Here is a 16,635-nt window from a genome sequence, read left to right as displayed (position 1 = left end):
TTATGTCACTAAGAAACAAAGTAACATTAATTGGTTACACAGGTAAAGAAGTTGAAATGGTAAACTTCGAAAACGGGAATGTTAAAGCAAACGTATCTTTAGCTACAAGCGATCATTACACAAACGCTAAAGGTGAAAAGGTAGAAGAGACGCAATGGCACAATCTGATTGCTTTCGGGAAAGTTGCAGAAATTATGGAAAAGTATGTCCCTAAAGGAAAAGAAATTGCGATTGAAGGTAAGCTTACATACAGGTCTTATGACGATAAGGATGGTGTAAAGCGTTACATTACGGAAATTAGAGTAGACGAGATCCTTTTGTTAGGAGGTAAATAATTCTAAAACTCAAATGATGAAAGTAAAAGTTTTTAAGATCAGGCTTCCTGAGGAGTTTCTCTACAAAGATCAGAAAGCTCTGGATGATTTTCTGGAAGGAAACGAGATTATAAAAGTGGAAACTGCTTTTGTAAATGATGAATGTTATTGGTCTGTGATCCTGTATTTCGAAGAAGCTAAATTGGTGAAAAATACAGTAAAAGAACCAAAGGTTATTAAATATTCTGCAGAAAATGATTTGCTAAATTCCGATGAACAAAAGATTCTGGATGCTCTGAAACTTTGGAGATCAGAAAAAGCCCGAGAACAGAATTTGCCAAGCTACTTCATCGCAAGCAATAAAGAGCTGATATCTGTAGCTAAGTACAAGCCTGCCAAAAAAGAAGAGCTGCTGGAAATCAAAGGATTTGGAAAACATAAAATTGAAAATTATGGTGAGGAAATCCTTGAAATCCTTGAAAATGTTTGATTTTTTAGAATAATAATTATCTGATTTTAAAAACCGAAGAAAATTATTTTTTTTTCGGTTTTTTTGTGTTGATGATTTGAGTAAAATCAGGCATCATATTTGATGATACGTTAATTTAAAATATAAAAAGCACACAAATGAAACTTTACTTTTTGATGACAACTTTGTTGTCTCTTTCTGCCTATTCTCAGGTAGGTGTCAATACAACAACTCCAACCAAATCATTGGATGTGAATGGAGAACTACGAGTAAGAACAATTCCTAATCAGGTTGCGCCAAATGTAACAAAAATGATTACTTCAGACGCTAATGGAAATATTCAGGGAAGTACCCCGCTTGATGCAATGTACTCTTCTGGATTGATTACAAAAGGACATATGACATGGAATAACATTCTTGTAGGTGCAAAATCTACAAAATTAGACTTTACCGGAAGATTGGCTCTGGCATCTACTAATTTTACCTTTTCTGTTTTTTATGAAGTAGGCTCTGGATTTACAGTATTATCATCTTCTCCAAATGTAACTGTCACTGCTAATAATGCTACAAGTTTAAGAATCAGTGCAGGAGGATCAACATATATCCTTACCTTCAATGTAAATAGTAATGGGTATGCTACTGTTACCTGCAACACTGATTGGGTACAGGGAACATTTTTTTCGATTCCAAACATAAGCTAAATGTTTGTATCTGTTTTAATTCCGGTTTCCTTAGATTTTTATACTGTGTAAAGTCCTTGTAATTCCGTACTTTTGTATCTATCAAAATGACATACAATAAATGAAGCCAAGTTTAGCAAAAGGAACGAGAGATTTTACGGCACAGGAAGTTTCCAGAAGAAAATATATCATCAATATTCTACAGAATAATTTTGAATTATTTGGATTTCAACCATTGGAAACACCAAGCTTTGAAAATCTTTCTACCCTAACAGGAAAGTACGGAGAAGAAGGTGATCGCTTGATTTTTAAAATTCTGAATTCAAGCATTAATGAGGCAAAAGATGATAAAAAACATCAAATGCTTAACGATTTTCAGAGAGCATTGGAAAAGCCTTTTAGTTCAGAAAGTTTAACTGATAAAGCTCTTCGTTATGACCTTACCGTACCTTTTGCAAGATTTGTAGCCATGAATCATGGGAAATTGACATTCCCATTCAAACGTTTCCAGATCCAGCCGGTATGGAGAGCAGACAGACCTCAGAAAGGAAGATACAGAGAATTTTACCAGTGTGATGCAGACGTAGTAGGAAGTGAAAGCTTATTACAGGAAGTAGATTTGGTACAATTATACTTAAAATCATTTGCCGATCTGAAAGTTCCTGTGACGATTCACATGAATAACAGAAAAATCCTTTCCGGATTAGCTGAATATGCAGGAATTACTGATAAACTGATCGACTTTACAGTAGCTCTGGATAAGCTGGATAAAATTGGAAAAGAAGGCGTAGTTAAAGAATTATTAGAAAGAGAAATCGCTCAAGAATCAATTGATAAACTAGATTTCTTATTCAGCCAGTCTGATGATGCGCTGGAAAACCTTCTTCAGTTGAAAGAAAAATTCGCAGGCAATGAGATTGGATTGAAAGGAGTAGAAGAATTAGAATTTGTTCTTACACAATCTCTGAATCTTGGTGTTGATATGCAAAATCTTGTATTCAATATTACTTTGGCAAGAGGTCTTGATTATTATACAGGAGCCATCTTCGAGGTGAAAGCAGATGAGGTAGCAATGGGTTCTATTGGCGGCGGCGGTAGATATGACAACCTTACGGAAGTATTTGGAGTGAAGAATATCCCTGGAATTGGTATTTCATTCGGACTAGACAGAATTTATCTGGTAATGGAAGAATTGAACCTTTTCCCTGAAGAAGCTTCTTCTAAAATAGAATACCTTTTCGCTAATTTCGGAGGCGAAGAAACTACAGAAGCTTTGAAACTGATTATGCAGTTGAGAGCAAAAGGAATTTCCGCAGAACTATATCCCGAGAATGCCAAAATTAATAAGCAATTTACTTACGCTGAGAAAAAAGGAATTAAAAACCTAGTTTTCTTAGGCGAAGAAGAAATTAAAAATGGTACAGTTACCTTTAAAGACCTTGAAGCTGGAGAGCAGAAGACTGTTTCTTTGAATGAGTTTTTAGGGTAGAAACATAAAAACTTCATGATGGTAAATTGTATAGGTTGTTTAGTTCCACTAAAAAACGTATCCGGCTTTTTTTCTGCAATAGAAGAGTTGGCAGATAATACTTATCTATGCAATAACTGTGGTGTAAAAACACGTGATATCCTCAAAATTATGGATGTTTTTCATACCGGATCATTTCAAAACTATAGTTCTTTTCAAATTCAGGAACTACTGGCGAAAGGAATAAGGTTTGAAAAGTTTAGTGATCAGCTTGAGGGAAAATATTTTGTTCATTTATCTCAGAAACCAGCAATTAAGAAATTATTTAATGCTCTTTTGGATGATGAAAATATTATACATGCATCAAATGCAGTATATAACAATCATTCCGGTGTTTTGCTTGCAACTGAGCGAAGACTTTTGTTTGTGGGAGCAGATTCAAAGATTAGCCTTCCTGAAATAATTGATTACGATGAAGTAATTTCTGTAGATTTAATTGAACCAGTTAATCACATAAAAATAACCACTTCTGAAAATATTTTTAACTTTTTAGAAGTTCTTCATGAACCTGAAAAGTGTTTAGCTAAAATAGAAGAACAAATAAAGCTTTTTAAAGATAAAAAACTGACTGAATCTCAGCCCATCCAAAATAATAACGAGCCATCGCTTTTTGATATTTTGGAAAGGCTGGGCAGTTTAAGGCAGAACGGGTTGATTACTGATGAAGAATTTGCAGAGCAAAAGAAAAAAATATTAGTACAACTTTAAAAACACATAATTAAAAATGAGTAGTTGTGCCATTTGCAAAAATAACATCTCCCTTAGTCCTGAAATACTCTTAGATAATATTGAAATTTGCAGTGATTGTAAATCTAAATTAGATAGAATATACAATGGATTCTCTTTGAACAGTAATCAATTCAGTATACATCAAGTCAAAAGATTATTAAAGAAAGAGCTGGATGTTCGTCAGCTTAAAACTGATATATTCAAAATTAACCCAAGTCTTTCTGATTATTCAGGATCTGCTTTATGGAATCTTTTTGAAGTCATTCAACAAGAAAAACTTATTCATATTATTTTTGGAAAACACAATCAACGGGGATATGGAACCTTTGTTTCTACAGATAAAAGGTTGATTTTCATTGATGCTGGAGCTGATGAGATTATATTTAAAGAAGTGATTGCCCTTGGAAATATTATTTCAATTGATTTTTCTTCCTTAAATAACATAATGACAGTGGTTATTCCCCAAAAGGTAATTGAAATTGAACTGGACTATCCTCAGTATGGATTACCCTTTTGTGAAGCTGTGAATCAGCTTATCAATAATTCTTTGAAGATAGATACCACTGAAGTCAGTGCAATTTTTGATCTCGTAGAAAGGCTTGGAAAATTGAGGCAGACTAATATCCTGACAGAGAAGGAGTTCTCAAAAGAAAAAGCTAAACTATTTAGTAAAATATAATATTTCCGATAATTTCATTATGCAAAATATAAAGTATCAGATCAAATATATTAATTCGGATTTATTATCGTGGGCATCAGAAGATATTGAAGAGCTTTCGGATATTCTGATGGAAGATGAGAAAATTATTCATATCGTAGATGGGTTGCTTGATGGAACGGCTGGTCTTCTTTTTTCAACAGATCATCGTATTATTTTTAAAGGTTTTGGTTTAGACTTTATAGAAGCCATTCCACATGAAAAAATTACGCTGATACAATATGTGACTTCTCAGAAAATTATTGAATTGGCTACAGAAGAACAGAAATATATGTTTGAAAAGAGTGATCCTTATTTTGCAGATCAGTTTTGTAAGACGGTTAATACTTTTCTGAAAGGAGAGGAGGTTGTAGAGATTTCTAAAGATTCTATTTTTGAACTTTTAGAGAGGCTTGGACAACTGAAAGATAACGGAATTCTCACCCAAGAAGAATTTACCGAACAAAAACAGAAACTTCTGAATAAATTATAAATGTTGTAAACTAACTGTACCGGTTGGTTTCTATAGTAAACGAAAAAGGCTCAGGATATAACATCTTGAGCCTTTTTTATTTCTTTTAGTATCTTGAAAGAGGTTGAGTACTGCATCGGAAAGAACCGCCAAAACTTCTGCTTATAGAGAAATCAATATATTCTACTTTAATATCATGTTGCTCAATTTGTTCACCAATATGCTTAAAAGCTGGATCTGTGATGTAAACTTCCGGAGAGACAGGAAGTCCATTAGTAGCAAGATTCATGGCTTCATGAAGAGTGACATGAATTTTCTGCCAGCTCATTAATGCCGCAGGAATTCCTTCTAAAAAAGCATCTTCACAAATAATCATCAAACCATTTTTTACCAATCCAAGAGCACAGTCAAGATGTAAAATATCCGGATGAAGTTTCACTTCTTCTACAGAATATCCCTGTGGTGTTAAAAGTTTTCTCAGCCATAGAATTCCTAAGGTATTAGATGCCAGACCTGAGTTTCCGACGAAAATCTGCTTCCCAAGAATCAACACATCTCCACCTTCCAAAAACGGGCCTTTTCCCAAGGTTTTATCTTCCGCATCTGCAATTTCAGGTTGTGGAACGGCAATATAAGAACAGTCCTGTGGATATACTTCCTGAAGAAATAGATCACGTACTGGGAAAACTTCATTTCTTCGATGCAGAAATCTGAGTGAAGACTCAATAACAAAGCTTCCTATCGTAAAAAATGGATCTCTTACAAAAAAGTTGGAATATCCTGCTGTTCCTACTGCTTCCTTTTCCGCAAAGGTAAGTTTACGGGGACGAAGTATTTCAACACCATATTTTTCAAGAGTTTCTTTTAAGTTTGTTCTTTCCTGTTCCCATTGCTTTTGAAGCTCTGGAAATACTTCAGCGTGATCTTTCCCTCTGTTATCAAAGTTTTCCTGAACGGCTTCTTTAGTGAGAAATCGGAGGTCTTCGGGACGAGGTTCTTTGGGATAACCAAATTCAGACTGTGCTAATACAACCTTTTTTAACGGAGCAAATTCATTTTCAACAAAAATCATAGAATTCTTTTTTTCAATCAGAATAGAAGTAAATTACCTGTTAAGATAGGTTAATTTTAAGAACAGTGGAAAAAAATACCTGAAAAACGAGAAGATTTGAATATTTTTGAGGGTAAATATAGAATCAGAATTTGTAATTTGGGCTAAGAGAACAAAAACAGACTAAAAACTGTTTTAGCCAATACAATATAAAAATTAAAAACCAGATGAATACTATTTGTGCATTGTGCGGAACTCCGCTGACATCTACGGATATGCTTGTTGGAAAAAATAAACTTGCAGACGGCGGTTATTTGTGTACTGAATGTTTTAATAAAGCTATTACGATCAACAGAGGTCTTATCAATAACCTGCATCAGTTTTATTTTGCTGAAATCACAGGAATGTTCCTTAAAAGTAAAATTGATGCAAGCCAGAGTCCAGGAAGTTCTCCATCGTTGGGAACGGGAAACTATGAATATGATGCTCCCACAAGACTAGATGAAATAAAAGACCAGATCGTAGCGCTAAAAGCGAGATTGAGTGTTTTAGCCAATGAAGAAGTAAATGAACTGGATAAAGTTTTGGATCCTAATGAACGATTGATTGCGATTGCAGAATGTATCAATCTTCGTAATAACAGAGAAGGAATTATTTTTTCAACCCAATGGAGAGTGATCTTCATGGACAAAAAGTTTCTGGGTGGAGTGGTGAAAAACGAATATACCCATAAAGACATTGTCTCTCTGGATCAGGTTGAAAATCTTTTATATTCGGTTTTAAGAGTCAATACAAGAGGAGGTACTGTTGAGTTTAAACTCCATAATAAAGGTGATGGAAGATCATTCTGTGATAGTGTGAACGGGCAGATCAGACAACCTGAAAGACAAACAGTTCAGCAACCAGTACAACCACAGTCATTCTATCAAAATACTCCTAGCCCTGCACCTCAAAATCCATCCAATACTCCAAAGAGTTCATCGGAAGATATTTTTGAGCAACTGGAAAAGCTTGGAAAACTAAGACAGATGGGCGTTTTAAGTGAAGAAGAATTCTCGGTGCAGAAAGCAAAATTATTAGAAAGACTTTAAAATGTAACAAATTTTGTTGATTTTAAATGAGTTAATGATAAATGGATCATAATTTAAAATAAGATTTGATACAAAATAGAACAGTATTGTTAACTATTTTGATGTAAAAACTTTTAAACATAAAACAAGAATGAACACAAGTTGTGCTCTTTGCGTAACTCCATTAACAATCATGGATACCGTTTTGGGAGAGAATAAGCTGTCAGATGGCGGAATCTTATGTAATAAATGTCTGAATAAGGCAACCGCTGTTAATAGTGATCTGGTGAACAGCCTGATCAACTATAGTCTTATTGAGATAAGAGATCTGGTATGGAGTGCAAGCATCGAAGAAACGGAAGAAGTTGTGGAAGAACCTGTAGTAGAAACTACAACATCCCGTACTACCATGACATTTTCTCATACTGTTCAGTTTACCATTGATAAACCGAAGCCAACAAGATCAGATGAAATCAAAGAACAGATAGCTACTCTAAATTCCAATCTCAATGCTTCTTTGGGTAATCAGATTAGGGAATTGGAGAAAATTCTGGATCAGGACGAAAGGATTCTGGCAATAGAGAAAGGGAGTTATATGCAGGAAAATAATGAGGGAGTTCTGGTAGCAACGCAACGTAGAATGATCTTTATATACAAAAGAATTTTTGGAAATATAAATAAAGATGAATTTGTATATCATACTATTACCAATGTATTATATGGTTCGGGAGATGGGACTTCCTTGCTGAAAATTTATATAAATACCTCATCCAATGTGAAAGCTAATATTGTGCTTGATAACAAAGAATCAGCAAAGCTTTTTTATGAAACGATAAAAAATTACATCAATATTCCCGAAAAAAGAGTAAAACAGCATTCAGCTCATCCAGTATCATTACAGAAAGAAGATCCTTCAACAGTTTTTGATAAGCTCGAAAAACTAGGAAAGCTAAGAGAAAACGGAATTTTAACGGAAGAAGAATTTACAGAACAGAAGAAAAAACTGTTGAATAAACTATAAAAAATAAAAAAATGAATAATACTTGTTCGTTGTGTAATACAGAGCTAACCTCAATGGATAAGCTTCTGGGCGAAAATAAGCTTTCAGATGGCGGTGTATTATGTAATAAATGTCTGGATAAAATAAGTTATATCAATCAGGAAGTATTGTATAACCTTAATCAATTCAATATTGATGATATTCATCGAATCATCCAGAATAAAAATCCAGAGCCGAATGCACCTGCTGTAACACAAGAAAATCTTCCTATAGCCATAGACGAAGAGCCACAAAATATATCGAAGGATATATACAAAAGAAGAAAGCAGAAGATAAAAACAGAATTGGAAAGACTGAATGCCAACCTTTCTGTATTTACTAAAGGTGAAATTAAAGAACTTCCTTATCTGATTTCCGAGGAAGAGAAGATCATAGGGATTACAGATGCTCAGTTTGTCAATACACTGGCTGCAGGAGTGCTTGTGGCAACCTCCAAAAGAATAATCTCTGTTTCGAAAGCAATGTTTGGAACAGCTAAAATAAATGATTATCCTAATGAAACGATCAGGTCTGTAAGCTTTGTAATAGATCCGAGATCTCCCATTATCAAGCTCCATCTTGACGAAAGAGTAGTAGAGTTTGAATGTTTCATGGATAAAGAGGATGCCGAAAAATTCTATGGTATTATAAGTCCTATCTATAATAATCCAGTGCAGAAACCTCATCAAGAGGTAAGTCCTGTAAATGCGAATACAGAAGTTACTAATACAATTCCTTCCCTTGAAATTCTTGAACAATTGGAGAAATTGGGTAAATTAAGAGAAAATGGAATTCTTACCGATGCTGAGTTTACAGAGCAAAAAAGAAAATTGTTAGGACAATTGAAATAAAAACTTCCAAAACCTGACCATGAAAGATAAAATAGAAATTGTAAAAAGCTGGCTTAAAGGATGGTGCTTGTCAAGAGAAGTGCCTTTTCCAACCGAGTATAAATCCGGATTTCATGTGTTCGTGGGAGATGCAAAACAAAAAGAACGATACGTGTTTCCTGACCTTAATGAAGATTTTTATCAGCTTACCCAGTCAATTGATGAACCTTGGGTTTATCTCAAAGTAAGTACCTCTCCGGATCAGTTTATAGAAAGTATTCCTGAAAAATGGCAACTCCAGGCGCAAGGGTATTTGATGACCTGTTTTCATCCGATGATTTTCTCCGAAATCAGTTTGGCAGACGGATATCATTTGGAATTTTCAGAATACAATACAACATTTGTTGTCAGAATTGTAGCAGAAAATGGAGAACAGGCTTCAATTGGGCGTGTTTCTTTGATAGATGATGTGGCTGTTTATGACAGAATTATTACCGAAGTAAATCATCAGAGAAAAGGACTTGCCTCATTTCTATTGAAAGAACTGGAGAAAATAGCCTTATCAAAAGGATTTTCCAATAATCTTTTGGTTGCTACAGAAGAAGGAAAGCTATTGTATGAAAACTTGGGTTGGGAAGTATATGCTTTGCATACCTCTATTGTAATTCCTGGAGAAGATCATTAAGCATTATCAGAGATTTATAAAATAGAAAGCCTGGAGACTTTACAACTCGAAAATAATCAGCTGGAGGACATCCTTCCCGGAATAGATAAACTGAAAAATTTAGAAGTTCTAACGATTTGGGGAAATAAGATATCTCCTGAAAATATTTTAAAAATAAAGAAGCTGCTGCCCCGTACTTCGGTTGTAGAAAAAGAGATTTATCGGTAACTATTTTTTCAGGAAATAACTATGTAAAATTGTTTAGAGATCAATACTTAAACAAAATAGTAATTTAGACTTATAAAACGATAACAATGGGATCAAGACTTGACGAAATAAAAGAAGAACTCGATAAACTGGATATTAATCCTACTATTTTTGCCAGAAAAGAGATTCATGCTCTGCCGGAGATTCTTTCAGCAGAAGAAAAAATTGTTTACCTCGTTGAAGGGCGAAATAAAATAAACAAACATCATATCATTTTGGTTGCTACAGACAGAAGGCTGATCTTTGTAGATAAGGAATTTATGTATGGATTAACGGTAGAAGATTACTCCTATACGAAAATAAGTTCAATACAATATGAGACTGAAGTAATGCTGGCTTCCATAGATATTCAGGTTTCAGATGATCTGGTTGAGATTGATGGAGTGGGAAAATATGAAGCCAAACTTTTTTGTGAAAAGGTAAGAGATTTTATGTCCCGTCCTGAAGGATATACTCAGCATAAATCCGAACCCAGTACTTTGGATCAGTTGGAACAATTGGGAAGATTAAAAGCAAGCGGAATTTTGAGTGAAGAAGAATTCAATGAGCAAAAGAAAAAAATTATAGACAAATTATGATAAAAGAAGTTGTTTTTAGAGCATTAAACTGGAGGTGGTATTTTACCTCTATAATTACATTATTTATAGGTATTTTTTGTTGGTTTATGATCCTGATTCTACCGGTTCGCAGCTTTACATGGTACTTTCTCTCCTCTACACCATTTCTGATAGCAGTTTTAAGTTTTATATTGGGAATTTCAAGGATGTTTAAGAAAGATGAGTTTAAAAATGGTCTTTGGCAATGTTTTTTAAGCCTTATTGTATTGACTGTTTTGAGTTGTCTGTTCGCTTATTATCCACCTAAGAGCCTTTATAAGCCTTATAATAATGATATTAAAAATCCAAAGAATGCAAAATTTTCAATGCCTTTGAAAATACATGTAGATGAAAAAGAACTTGTAGAAGTTACACAGCCTGATGTTCTGATTTATGATTACTTACAACCGGGATCTTATAAATATGATGTGTTCCTCAATAAAACAGAAAAAGGTAAGGTGTATTTAAAAGTATATGATTTTAATACCAACAGGATTCTTTCTGAAAAACAAATTAAAAAACAATCTATGATGCCTGTTTTTAATCCCAATGATGAACTAAAAGAGTTTTCAGGTGGTAATAATGATTTTCAGGTGAAAGAAGGAGATTGGGGCGACTATTATGGAAGCCGGATTGAAGTTTGGTTTCAGCCGGATGATTCCAATAAATCTGAAAGAAAGTTAATCGAAAAAAATTATATTATTCAGGGAAATTAAAAAATACATTTTCTGAATTCTAAAACAAAAAGTCATCGCAAACTACTACGATGACTTTTTCTATATATGAATGTTAAAAAAAACTACTGTCTGTTTTTAGTTTAAAGAGTCTTCAGCTTTTGTTTTTACCTCGTCTACTTTATTTTGAACCTGGGAAGCAACGTCATTGGCTTTGTTTTTAAGGTCATTTCCCCATTTGTTAAAATTATCTTTGGCTGTATTAAGTTTATCCTTTACAGCCTGCTGATCTTCAGGACTTGCATTTTTATATTTCCAATAAGCTAAAGCACCTAATCCTAGTAAAGCTAATAAACCTTTTGTTTTGTTTCCCATGATTTCTATTTTTTAAAAGATATTAATATTAAAATTTGTTATTAATGTATATGTAAAATACGTGCCAAAAAATTAAGCAGAATTATAAAATAATGTTAAAATTAAGAAAAGATATCGAAATTTTTGCCGTCAAAACTAGCGAAAACCATAGTGGGGTAAGAGTCCTGATGATACATATTTCCCTCTTTGTCTATTGCAATGGCTCCTGCAAATCCATCAATGGTTTTGAGTTCGTCAAAAGTTTTACTGAACGCTGTTTCAAGGCTCATCCCATCTGTTACACGGGTTACAATTTTTGTGGCAGTAGCATTGCTTACAATATCTTCTCCTACACCTGTACAGCTTACTGCACAGAATGCGTTGGCATAATTTCCGGCCACAGTGGCAGAGTCTGAAATTCTTCCCGGAATTTCAAAACCTTTTCCTCCTGTAGAAGTAGCTACCGCTAATTTCCCATCTTTATCAATGGCTACACAGCCTACAGTGCCTTTCCCACCATTAGTAAGTTTAGCTTCATATTCTTTTCTTCTTTGTGGAATTTCTGTAGAAAAGTTCTCGAATCCGTGTTCTGTTGCGTAACGTTTTGCTCCATTTCCGCCCAAAACCCTATCATCTTCACCAATAAGATCTTTAGCTACAAAAATGGGATTTTTAACATCCTGGATATTGATAACACCACTTAATTTCTGGGTTTCACCATCCATAATGGCAGCACTCATCCGAATGACACCGTCACTCTGAATCTGAGATCCGATTCCTGCATTGTACAAAGGATCGTCTTCCAGTAGAGAAACAGCATAAGCTACCGAATCAAAGGCAGAATGAGTCTGGAGATATTGAAATGCCCTTTCAGCAATTTCCTTTAAAGAATTTTGTTTGGCTGTTTTTACTTCATGACTTTGATCACTCTCTGAGAAAAAGCCGCCGTGGATAATGATTTTCATAGAATAAGAGTTGATGAATAATTTTTACGAAGATAAAAGATAAAAGATAAAAGATAAAAGATAAAAGATAAAAGATAAAAGATAAAAGATAAAAGATAAAAGATAAAAGATCTTGTCGTTAAACAACTTTTATCTGTGTACATATTCATGCGGATATCAACATCAATAGGGGTGGGCTTTAGCCCACCTTAATAAATTGTAAATATTCCATTGGCTTTAGCCAAAACTTATTGTATCGTCTGCTGTGATCAAATGCGTGAATTAGAAAAATAAAAAAACGGAACCGAAATCCCGTTTGTATAATTATATAAGTTAATCTACTTATCCTGTGGAATGGGATTGAATTGTGAGTTTTCAATCGTAAGAGTTTTGGTGGTAAGATCGTAATGATCATTCATAGACATCACATGAACCGTTAAATTATCAATAGAAATAGGTTCTCCAAGATTAATATTCGTAAGGTTGGTATCTTTAATGAATCTTCCGTCTACTAAAATTACAAGCCCTGAACCTACAGCAGTCATTACATCATTATGAATGAAAAGACCTGTATCTTCTCCAAGTCCTATTCCTAAAGTTCTAGGGTTATTTACTACAGCCTGGAAAAGGCGGCCTATTCTGCCTCGCTGCACAAAATGGGTATCAATAATTACATTATCAATCAACCCTAAACCTTGTGTTGTTTTAATTTCTCCCTTTAATAGGGCTTCAGAGCTGCTTCCCTGATAGATCATGTTTTCAGAGGCAGCAGCAGCACCGGCAGAAGTTCCGGAGTAAATAAAGTCCTGTTCTTGATATTTTAATAAAACAGTATCGTGAAATCTTGTTCCTCCTAAGATAGACGTAAGTCTTAATTGGTCACCTCCGGTAAACATCATAACATCTGCAGCATTTGCCCTTGCAACCATTGCATCAGAATTTGCTTCTTCACGGTTATGAATATCAAGAATATTTACATTTTTAGCACCTAAGAATTCAAAAGCTTTTTTGTATTCAGAACCTACAATTTGAGGAATCTGGGAGGCCGTAGTTACGATTTCAATAATAGAATCTTCCTTGTATTTTGATTCGCTGATAATCTTTCGCAAAATGCCACGCTCAAAAAAATTAAGATTCTTTTCAATATTTTGATCATAATCGGTTTCTGCAAAACTTCCCTTGTTTACAGCTCCTCCGATAACTATTAATTTTCCAACAGGTTTCGTCATGGTACAAAATTAAAAAATAATTAACATGATTGGCGAAATTCGTGCCATCTTTAGTTGATTTTTAATGTTTTATAAATGTTAATTAAATTTAATTCTTTTTTAGTAAATCTTCAATTGGGGTATGGTTTTGTTTAGGGTTTTATATTATATTTGATTGTAAAATAAGTTATCGTTAACTGTTAAAATGCCAATAGACTATGAAAATCGAAAAGATTCAGGCACTGCGTGGTCCTAATATCTGGAGTATCAGAAGAAAGAAGCTGATACAGATGAGGTTGGACCTTGAAGAAATGGAGAATTATCCTACTAATAAAATTGATGGATTCAGGGAAAGAATTGAGGAAATGATCCCTTCATTGATTACCCACAGATGCTCCGAAGGAGTGGAGGGTGGATTTTTCCATAGAGTGGAAACAGGAACCTGGATGGGACATGTCATTGAGCATATTGCCCTGGAAATACAGACCTTGGCAGGAATGGACGTGGGGTTTGGAAGAACCCGCGAAACAAAGACTCCGGGAGTATATAATGTAGTATTCAATTATCTTGAAGAAAATGTAGGAATTTATGCTGCTGAGGAAGCGGTAAAGATTGCAGAAGCATTAATTGAAGGAAAAGAGTATGATCTGCAAGCTTGTATTCATAAACTGAAAGAGATCAGAGAGCGTGTGCGTCTGGGGCCATCTACAGGAAGTATTGTAGAAGAAGCCGTTTCCAGAAAAATACCATGGATCAGATTGGGTACAAACTCTTTGGTACAGCTTGGGTATGGCGTAAACCAACAGCGTTTTCAGGCTACAATTACAGGAAAAACAAGCTCTATTGCTGTAGATATTGCCTGCAATAAAGAGTTGACTAAAAGGATGCTTCATGATGCGGCTATTCCAGTGCCAATAGGAGATCTGATAGTAGATGAGGAAGATCTGAATAATGTCATCAAAAAAATAGGATATCCTATTGTTTTAAAACCTTTGGATGGGAACCATGGAAAAGGGTCTTCCATTAATGTGAATGACTGGGAGGCTGCTAAAATAGGTTTAGAACATGCTCAAAAATATTCCAGAAAAGTGATCGTTGAAAAATACATTACAGGATATGATTTTAGGGTATTGGTGATTGATAATAAAATGGTTGCTGCTGCCAGAAGAGTTCCCGCTCATATTGTTGGAGATGGGGATCTAAATATTCAAGAGTTGATTGATAAAGAAAATAGAGACCCAAGAAGAGGGTATGGGCATGAGAATGTTCTTACTGAAATTGCCATAGATAAAGATACATTAGAATTGCTTGAAAAGCTTCAGTATACTTTGGAAACGATTCCGCAAAGAGGTGAGATCGTGTACCTGAAATCAACAGCAAACCTTTCTACGGGAGGGACATCAATAGATGTTACCGATATGGTACACCCGGAAAATATCACAATGGCAGAAAGAATCTCTAAAATTATAGGTCTTGATGTTTGTGGTATTGATATTATGGCTGAAAACTTAACCCAGCCTTTGAAAGAAAGTGGTGGAGCAATTATAGAAGTTAATGCCGCACCCGGATTCAGAATGCACCTGGCACCAAGTGAAGGATTGCCAAGAAATGTTGCTGCTCCGGTAGTCGATATGTTGTATCCACAAGGGAAACCTTTTACTATTCCGATTATTGCTGTTACCGGTACAAACGGTAAAACAACGACTACAAGATTGATTTCACATATTGTAAAAAGTAATGGCTATAGAGTAGGATTTACCACCTCAGATGGGATTTATATTCAAAATACAATGCTGTCAAAAGGAGACACTACAGGGCCGATTTCAGCAGAGTTTATTTTAAAAGACCCTACTGTAGAATTTGCGGTTCTTGAAACGGCAAGAGGCGGAATTCTTCGTTCAGGATTAGGATTTTCCCAGTGTGATATCGGAGTTCTGACCAATATTGAGGAGGATCATTTGGGAATGAATGATATTTACAGTTTAAAAGATCTTACCAAAGTAAAGCGGGTTGTGTTGGATAGTGTAAAGAAAACCGGCTGGAGCGTATTGAACGCTGATAATGAATATTCCATGAAAATAGTGAGAGACCTTGATTGTAATGTTGCTATTTTCAGTATGGATGAAAACAATCCCCATATTGTAAAGTTTGCTAAAGAAGGCAGAATCACTTGTGTGTATGAAGAAGGATTTGTAACCATTAAAAAAGGAGATTGGAAAATCAGAATAGGGAAAGCAAAAGATTTTCCTATTACGATGGAAGGGAAGGCTAGATTCATGATCGAAAATGTTTTGGCTGCCAGTTTAGCCAGCTATCTCCATGGATTTGGGATTGAGGATATCTCTAATTCGTTGAGAACTTTTATCCCAAGTGCACAGCTTACTCCTGGAAGATTAAATGTCTTTAAGTTCAAAAGCTTTAAAGTGCTGATCGACTTTGCTCACAATCCATCCGGATATGAAGCGATTGAGGATTATCTGAGAAATGTTGAATCCACAAAGAAAATAGGAATTATTTCCGGCGTTGGAGACAGAAGAGATAACGATATCAGAGAGTGTGGGAAAATTGCAGGAAGAATGTTTGATCATATCATTATCCGAAATGAAAAACATCTGAGAGGAAGAACCGAGGAAGAAATCAATGGATTGATTATAGAAGGAATGCAGGCTTCAGGGAAAGATGTCAGCTATGAGATTATTCCTAAAGAAATTGAAGCATTGAAGCATGCTATTGGAATGGCTGAAGAAGGTACATTCATTACAGCTCTAAGTGATGTTATTTCCAATGCTATTGATCTTGTTCAGGAATATCAGGCAAGAGAGCTGCTGGAAGATGATAAAAATTTGTAAAAAATCGAAGATTTAAAATGAAGAAAATGGCTGTGCTTCAAAGTACAGCCATTTTTGTAAATTCTAATGATTTTTTATTTATAATCTCTCGCAGATAACGCAGATTCTTATTATATAATTTATTAATCTGCTTAATCCGCAAAATCTGCGAGAGTCAATATTTTTTTGATATGAAGTTAGATTAATAGAGCTTTATTTCG

Annotated in this window: 19 protein-coding genes; 15 read left to right on the top strand and 4 right to left on the bottom strand. The window is 34.7% G+C overall.

Annotation, left to right across the window (positions count from 1 at the left end; genetic code table 11):
• The first annotated feature begins 2 nt into the window (after nt 1–2).
• The 7 genes from GTR01_RS07975 (at nt 3) to GTR01_RS07945 (ending at nt 4,910) form a co-directional block, all read left to right on the top strand.
• Nucleotides 3–335: a single-stranded DNA-binding protein gene (locus GTR01_RS07975; RefSeq protein WP_123856123.1), complete on the top strand. Its 333-nt coding sequence runs from the start codon at nt 3–5 to the stop codon at nt 333–335.
• A 13-nt stretch (nt 336–348) separates the two neighbouring features.
• Nucleotides 349–804: an HRDC domain-containing protein gene (locus tag GTR01_RS07970; RefSeq protein ID WP_228452182.1), complete on the top strand. Its 456-nt coding sequence runs from the start codon at nt 349–351 to the stop codon at nt 802–804.
• Nucleotides 805–941: 137 nt separating this feature from the next.
• The gene (locus GTR01_RS07965; protein WP_160137316.1) at nt 942–1,484 is read left to right on the top strand and encodes a hypothetical protein; all 543 of its coding nucleotides are present in this window, start codon (nt 942–944) and stop codon (nt 1,482–1,484) included.
• A gap of 100 nt (nt 1,485–1,584) precedes the next feature.
• Complete coding sequence (hisS, locus tag GTR01_RS07960; protein ID WP_160137315.1) at nt 1,585–2,952, top strand: histidine--tRNA ligase; 1,368 nt, start codon at nt 1,585–1,587, stop codon at nt 2,950–2,952.
• A 15-nt stretch (nt 2,953–2,967) separates the two neighbouring features.
• Nucleotides 2,968–3,699, top strand: a complete 732-nt coding sequence (locus tag GTR01_RS07955) for an SHOCT domain-containing protein (protein WP_160137455.1) — start codon at nt 2,968–2,970, stop codon at nt 3,697–3,699.
• A gap of 136 nt (nt 3,700–3,835) precedes the next feature.
• Entirely contained in the window at nt 3,836–4,399 is a 564-nt protein-coding gene (locus GTR01_RS07950; protein ID WP_160137314.1) for a PH domain-containing protein, read from the top strand.
• A 19-nt stretch (nt 4,400–4,418) separates the two neighbouring features.
• Nucleotides 4,419–4,910, top strand: coding sequence for an SHOCT domain-containing protein (locus GTR01_RS07945; protein WP_160137454.1), 492 nt, complete (start codon nt 4,419–4,421; stop codon nt 4,908–4,910).
• A gap of 85 nt (nt 4,911–4,995) precedes the next feature.
• Here GTR01_RS07945 and GTR01_RS07940 read toward each other — a convergent pair whose 3' ends face one another.
• Nucleotides 4,996–5,961 (bottom strand): dimethylarginine dimethylaminohydrolase family protein, encoded by a 966-nt coding sequence (locus GTR01_RS07940; RefSeq protein ID WP_160137313.1) that lies wholly within the window; start codon nt 5,959–5,961, stop codon nt 4,996–4,998.
• A gap of 206 nt (nt 5,962–6,167) precedes the next feature.
• Between GTR01_RS07940 and GTR01_RS07935 the strand changes: the two genes are divergently transcribed.
• From GTR01_RS07935 to GTR01_RS07905, 7 genes are all read left to right on the top strand, one after another.
• Nucleotides 6,168–7,031, top strand: coding sequence for a PH domain-containing protein (locus tag GTR01_RS07935; RefSeq protein WP_160137453.1), 864 nt, complete (start codon nt 6,168–6,170; stop codon nt 7,029–7,031).
• 130 nt (nt 7,032–7,161) lie between these two features.
• A complete protein-coding gene (locus tag GTR01_RS24575) occupies nt 7,162–8,031 on the top strand; it encodes a PH domain-containing protein (RefSeq protein ID WP_228452181.1) in 870 nt (289 codons plus the stop codon).
• Nucleotides 8,032–8,042: 11 nt separating this feature from the next.
• Nucleotides 8,043–8,900 carry a PH domain-containing protein gene (locus GTR01_RS07925; RefSeq protein WP_160137312.1) on the top strand — a complete coding sequence of 286 codons (858 nt, stop codon included), beginning with the start codon at nt 8,043–8,045 and terminating at the stop codon, nt 8,898–8,900.
• A 19-nt stretch (nt 8,901–8,919) separates the two neighbouring features.
• Nucleotides 8,920–9,564 (top strand): GNAT family N-acetyltransferase, encoded by a 645-nt coding sequence (locus tag GTR01_RS07920; RefSeq protein WP_160137311.1) that lies wholly within the window; start codon nt 8,920–8,922, stop codon nt 9,562–9,564.
• A gap of 12 nt (nt 9,565–9,576) precedes the next feature.
• Nucleotides 9,577–9,771, top strand: coding sequence for a leucine-rich repeat domain-containing protein (locus GTR01_RS24880; RefSeq protein ID WP_160137451.1), 195 nt, complete (start codon nt 9,577–9,579; stop codon nt 9,769–9,771).
• An 86-nt stretch (nt 9,772–9,857) separates the two neighbouring features.
• Nucleotides 9,858–10,388, top strand: coding sequence for a PH domain-containing protein (locus GTR01_RS07910; RefSeq protein ID WP_160137450.1), 531 nt, complete (start codon nt 9,858–9,860; stop codon nt 10,386–10,388).
• Nucleotides 10,385–11,122, top strand: a complete 738-nt coding sequence (locus tag GTR01_RS07905) for a hypothetical protein (RefSeq protein WP_160137310.1) — start codon at nt 10,385–10,387, stop codon at nt 11,120–11,122. The genes GTR01_RS07910 and GTR01_RS07905 overlap by 4 nt, the downstream gene beginning before the upstream one ends.
• A 96-nt stretch (nt 11,123–11,218) precedes the next feature.
• Here GTR01_RS07905 and GTR01_RS07900 read toward each other — a convergent pair whose 3' ends face one another.
• The 3 genes from GTR01_RS07900 to GTR01_RS07890 all read right to left on the bottom strand — a co-directional run bounded on the left by GTR01_RS07900 (nt 11,219) and on the right by GTR01_RS07890 (nt 13,607).
• Nucleotides 11,219–11,455 (bottom strand): YtxH domain-containing protein, encoded by a 237-nt coding sequence (locus GTR01_RS07900; RefSeq protein WP_160137309.1) that lies wholly within the window; start codon nt 11,453–11,455, stop codon nt 11,219–11,221.
• Between the two features lie 101 nt (nt 11,456–11,556).
• A complete protein-coding gene (locus GTR01_RS07895) occupies nt 11,557–12,399 on the bottom strand; it encodes an isoaspartyl peptidase/L-asparaginase (protein ID WP_160137308.1) in 843 nt (280 codons plus the stop codon).
• Between the two features lie 317 nt (nt 12,400–12,716).
• Nucleotides 12,717–13,607, bottom strand: a complete 891-nt coding sequence (locus GTR01_RS07890; RefSeq protein ID WP_160137307.1) for a cyanophycinase — start codon at nt 13,605–13,607, stop codon at nt 12,717–12,719.
• A gap of 197 nt (nt 13,608–13,804) precedes the next feature.
• Between GTR01_RS07890 and cphA the strand changes: the two genes are divergently transcribed.
• Complete coding sequence (gene cphA / locus GTR01_RS07885; RefSeq protein WP_160137306.1) at nt 13,805–16,435, top strand: cyanophycin synthetase; 2,631 nt, start codon at nt 13,805–13,807, stop codon at nt 16,433–16,435.
• The last annotated feature ends 200 nt before the right edge of the window (nt 16,436–16,635 follow it).

It is taken from the genome of Chryseobacterium sp. c4a (assembly GCF_009900745.1).
Classification (GTDB): domain Bacteria; phylum Bacteroidota; class Bacteroidia; order Flavobacteriales; family Weeksellaceae; genus Chryseobacterium.
The sequence above is the reverse complement of the archived record's forward strand: the minus strand, read 5'-3'. Positions and strand labels throughout refer to the sequence as shown.

Coding starts and splice junctions, on each gene's coding strand:
- GTR01_RS07975 (WP_123856123.1), top strand. CDS start 3: ATGTCACTAAGAAACAAAGTAACATTAATTGGTTACACAGGTAAAGAA.
- GTR01_RS07970 (WP_228452182.1), top strand. CDS start 349: ATGATGAAAGTAAAAGTTTTTAAGATCAGGCTTCCTGAGGAGTTTCTC.
- GTR01_RS07965 (WP_160137316.1), top strand. CDS start 942: ATGAAACTTTACTTTTTGATGACAACTTTGTTGTCTCTTTCTGCCTAT.
- hisS (WP_160137315.1), top strand. CDS start 1,585: ATGAAGCCAAGTTTAGCAAAAGGAACGAGAGATTTTACGGCACAGGAA.
- GTR01_RS07955 (WP_160137455.1), top strand. CDS start 2,968: ATGATGGTAAATTGTATAGGTTGTTTAGTTCCACTAAAAAACGTATCC.
- GTR01_RS07945 (WP_160137454.1), top strand. CDS start 4,419: ATGCAAAATATAAAGTATCAGATCAAATATATTAATTCGGATTTATTA.
- GTR01_RS07940 (WP_160137313.1), bottom strand. CDS start 5,961: ATGATTTTTGTTGAAAATGAATTTGCTCCGTTAAAAAAGGTTGTATTA.
- GTR01_RS07935 (WP_160137453.1), top strand. CDS start 6,168: ATGAATACTATTTGTGCATTGTGCGGAACTCCGCTGACATCTACGGAT.
- GTR01_RS24575 (WP_228452181.1), top strand. CDS start 7,162: ATGAACACAAGTTGTGCTCTTTGCGTAACTCCATTAACAATCATGGAT.
- GTR01_RS07925 (WP_160137312.1), top strand. CDS start 8,043: ATGAATAATACTTGTTCGTTGTGTAATACAGAGCTAACCTCAATGGAT.
- GTR01_RS07920 (WP_160137311.1), top strand. CDS start 8,920: ATGAAAGATAAAATAGAAATTGTAAAAAGCTGGCTTAAAGGATGGTGC.
- GTR01_RS07910 (WP_160137450.1), top strand. CDS start 9,858: ATGGGATCAAGACTTGACGAAATAAAAGAAGAACTCGATAAACTGGAT.
- GTR01_RS07905 (WP_160137310.1), top strand. CDS start 10,385: ATGATAAAAGAAGTTGTTTTTAGAGCATTAAACTGGAGGTGGTATTTT.
- GTR01_RS07900 (WP_160137309.1), bottom strand. CDS start 11,455: ATGGGAAACAAAACAAAAGGTTTATTAGCTTTACTAGGATTAGGTGCT.
- GTR01_RS07895 (WP_160137308.1), bottom strand. CDS start 12,399: ATGAAAATCATTATCCACGGCGGCTTTTTCTCAGAGAGTGATCAAAGT.
- GTR01_RS07890 (WP_160137307.1), bottom strand. CDS start 13,607: ATGACGAAACCTGTTGGAAAATTAATAGTTATCGGAGGAGCTGTAAAC.
- cphA (WP_160137306.1), top strand. CDS start 13,805: ATGAAAATCGAAAAGATTCAGGCACTGCGTGGTCCTAATATCTGGAGT.